General features: G+C 65.3%; 4 protein-coding genes. 2 read left to right on the forward strand and 2 right to left on the reverse strand.

Annotation, left to right across the window (positions count from 1 at the left end):
• Positions 1-277 precede the first annotated feature (277 nt).
• Positions 278-1186 (reverse strand): LysR family transcriptional regulator, encoded by a 909-nt coding sequence (locus ENZ75_RS25300; protein WP_063169815.1) that lies wholly within the window; start codon positions 1184-1186, stop codon positions 278-280.
• A gap of 78 nt (positions 1187-1264) precedes the next feature.
• Between ENZ75_RS25300 and ENZ75_RS25305 the strand changes: the two genes are divergently transcribed.
• Together ENZ75_RS25305 and ENZ75_RS25310 are read left to right on the forward strand one after the other, a co-directional pair.
• Positions 1265-2083: a class I SAM-dependent methyltransferase gene (locus tag ENZ75_RS25305; protein ID WP_063169816.1), complete on the forward strand. Its 819-nt coding sequence runs from the start codon at positions 1265-1267 to the stop codon at positions 2081-2083.
• A 23-nt stretch (positions 2084-2106) separates the two neighbouring features.
• Positions 2107-2616, forward strand: a complete 510-nt coding sequence (locus tag ENZ75_RS25310; RefSeq protein ID WP_013528257.1) for a hypothetical protein — start codon at positions 2107-2109, stop codon at positions 2614-2616.
• Here the strand turns inward: ENZ75_RS25310 and ENZ75_RS25315 are convergent.
• Positions 2613-3504 (reverse strand): S8 family serine peptidase (locus ENZ75_RS25315; protein WP_164887989.1); only part of this gene is annotated, 892 nt, incomplete at its 5' end. The two genes, ENZ75_RS25310 and ENZ75_RS25315, sit on opposite strands and share 4 nt — an antisense overlap.

Raw genomic sequence — 3504 nt, forward strand, 5'->3', positions numbered from 1 at the left:
ATCCCGCAGAGCACATGGCTTTGATCTCCAGCTACGCCGGCGCCCGTGTCGCCGAGCGGCTGGCGGCACGGATTTCAGGACTGGAGGAGGGCGCGCGAGGCGAGGTCTGGCCGGTCGACCTGGTGGTGAGAGGGTCAGTCGCCGGTGCGCCGGCGTAGCTGGAGATCAAAGCCATGTGCTCTGCGGGATCGAGTTGAGACGCGACACTCACGCCGCATCAATCTCGCCCGACGCCGGCAGTAGCGAGACCACCGCAAGGGGGCCGGATTCCGACATCTCACGCCGCGGATTTGAGGTGGTCGATGAAGGCGCGCAGCTTCGGCAGGACTTGGCGCTTGCCGGGATGATACAGGAAGACGCCCGGCGTCGTGGCGGCGATGCCGTCCAGCATCGGTTCCAGTTTACCTTCGGCTATCGGAGCTTCAGCGATTGGTCGAGGCGTCTGCGCCAGCCCGACGCCCCGCATCGCGGCCCCGAGCAATGTCGGATAATCGTGCGCTATCAGCGGGCCTGAGAGCATCGCCTCGATCGTCTCGTTGCCGTCGACGAAAGCCCAGGGCGCTATGGCGCCATTCGAACGGCGCAAGCGCAGGCAGGCGTGGTTGCGCAGATCGTCGACGCGTTCGGGGCGGCCGTGGCGTTTGAGATAGTCAGGGCTGCCGACGACCACGAACGAAAACGATGGGGTTAGCCGCACCGCGACCATGTCGACCGCAATGAACTGGCCGAGACGGATGCCGGCATCGAACCCGCCGGCCGCGAGATCGACCATCTCGTCGCTCGCGGCGATCTCCAGCTCGATCTCGGGGTAAGCCCGGCAGAACGACGCGATCATCGGCTCCAGGATCAACGGCACGACAGCGCGGGGCACGGACAGGCGCAGCAGACCGGTCGGCCGTTGGCCGATGTCACGCACGGCCTCGCCGGCCGCGACGAGTTCTTCGAAAGCAGGGCCGGCACGATCGAGGAACCGCTGGCCAGGCTCGGTCAAGCCGACGCTCCGTGTCGTGCGGACGAACAGCGCCGCACCCATGCGTGCCTCCAGCGCGCGCACCGCCTGGCTCACGGCGGACGGTGTCACGCCGAGTTGCGCTGCGGCGCGGCGGAAGTTGCGGTGCCTGGCGACAGCCAGGAACGCCTCGATGCCCTCCAGCGCACCATGTCGGACTGTGTAGTTCTGCTTCATAGGTTGTTGTTATTACGCCGGGTAGTCGAATTATGGAAGTGGGCCTAGGTATGAGCTGAACCTAGGAGACATCATGCGATGACCGATGAACTTGAAGGGGTACGCGACCATTATCGCGCGACGGGCCTGACCGAGCGGCTGAAGACGGTGTTGGCTGCCCTCGGCCCGGAGGACCAGCTCCTCACGCCCCAACAATTGGGCGTTCTCGACCAGTTTCACACCCGTGGGCTAGCTGCCACCGCCGAGCTTGCCCAATTGGCGGGGATCGCTGCCGACATGTCGATACTGGACGTCGGCTCGGGCGTCGGTGGGCCGGCGCGCTTTCTGGCTGCGACCTATGGCTGCCGGGTTACTGGCGTGGATCTCAGCGAGCCTTTCGTGGATGCCGCGCGCTATCTGACCGAGCGCACGGGACAGAGCGGGCAGCTGTCGTTCCAGACCGCCAGCGCATTGGAGCTCCCATTCGACGATGGCCGTTTCGACGCGGTGCTGTTGCAGCACGTGGCGATGAACATCTCTGACCGGACGCTGCTCTACAGCGAGATTCGGCGCGTGCTGAAGCCAGGCGGCAGGTTTGCCACATACGACGTCGTGCTGTCTGGAGGCGAGCCGCACTATCCGCTTCCCTGGGCGAGAACGCCGGCGACGAGCTTTCTCCTAACAGCCGGTGCGACGCGCGAGGCGATCGAACCGGCCAGCTTCCGCATGCTGGCATGGCAAGACGACACCGACGCCGCCAAGGCGTGGTTCGCACAGTTGCGCGCGTCGGGGCCGCCGCCTTCGCCCAATCTCGGCGTGGTGATGGGACCGGACTTCGCTGAGCTTGCGGCCAACCTCGGACGAAATCTTATGCAAGGTCGGCTCGGTATCCTGACCGCAGTGTTCGAGGCCGCATGAACCAATTGTCGAGAGGAGGCCAGATGTCCACCGAAGTCCTATTCCAAATCCATCTTGTTCTGGGCTATGTCGCGTGGCTGCTTTGCTTCGCTACATACGGTTTGCCGTGGCTCAGGTCGATGGACCGGGTCGCGGCGCAGCGCGCTGTTGCCGCTCTGCACAGCTTCCGCTTCTTCGGGCTGGTCTTCCTCGTTCCGGGTGTCGTCAGCCCCGATTTGCCTGCCGGCTTTGCCGTGTTTGCTGCCTACGGCGACCTTGCAACAGGAGTGCTGGCCATGCTGGCGCTGCTCACGGTGAGGATACCTCAGCTCTTCTGGGCGCTCGTCGTCGCCTTCAATCTGGTCGGGACGGTCGACCTCATCGTGGACTATTACCACGCCATCCAGGTCGGCCTCCCCCAGCGTGCGGGCGAACTGGGCGCCACCTACGCGATCCCGATCATCTACGTGCCGCTGCTGATGATCACGCACATCGTCGCGTTCTATTTTCTGGTGCGTCCTCCGCAAGCCGCGGCTTGGACTGTCGCAGACTAGTCCTTTGCCGCCGCCGCCTTGATGTCCAGCAGGCCGTAGCCGAAATCATTGTCGCGTCCCTTGGGGCCGAGATCCCTGGCCGTTGCCGCGAGCGCCTTTTCGATGTCGTCGGCCGAGCGATCGGGCGCGGCATGGATGAGATTGGCGATGGCGCCGCTCACGATCGCCGCGGCAAACGAGGTGCCTGTGACCACATCCGAGCCGGCGCCGCTCGGCGCCACCATCTCGACGCCGGGTGCCGAGATGAAGACATAGGCGCCGCGATTGGCCTGCGGCATCAGCCCGTCCTTGGCATCGGTGGCGGTCACCGCGACGACACCATCGAAGGCGGCCGGATAGCCATAGGGCGCCTTCGGCCCGTTGTTACCGGCTGCGGCGACCAGCACCATGCCGAGCGCGCGGGCATTGCGGCAGGCGACGCCGAGCAAATCGTTCTTCGGCCCGACAAAGCTCATATTGATGATGCGCACGTCCTGTTCCGCCGCCCAGTCGAGCGCCGACAGGATGACGTCCATGGTCGACTTGCCGTCCTCGAAGGCGCGGGCGTGATAGATTTTTGCGCCCGGTGCCATGCCTTCCAGCGCGCCGACGCCGGCGATCAGCCCGTCGATCGACGTGCCGTGATCGCGCTTTTCGATTGGCACGTCGGGCATGGCGTCGAACTGCCCGGCAATGACGCCCGAGAGCGCCGGGTTGGTGTCGTCGATGCCGGTGTCGATCACCGCGATGCGGACGTTTTCTCCGTTGGCCTGCTTGGAATCGAGTGCAATGCGGTCGAACGCATAGTTGACGATGCCGGCGGCCTGCTGCAGCGAATAGACGTGATTGGGCTCGCGCCGCTGGGTGCGGCCGTCGGCGGCCAGTTGCGCCAGCACGACGCCGACGGGC

The sequence above is a fragment of the Mesorhizobium sp. M7A.F.Ca.CA.002.04.1.1 genome (genome assembly GCF_004022805.1).
In the GTDB taxonomy this organism is placed as follows: domain Bacteria; phylum Pseudomonadota; class Alphaproteobacteria; order Rhizobiales; family Rhizobiaceae; genus Mesorhizobium; species Mesorhizobium ciceri.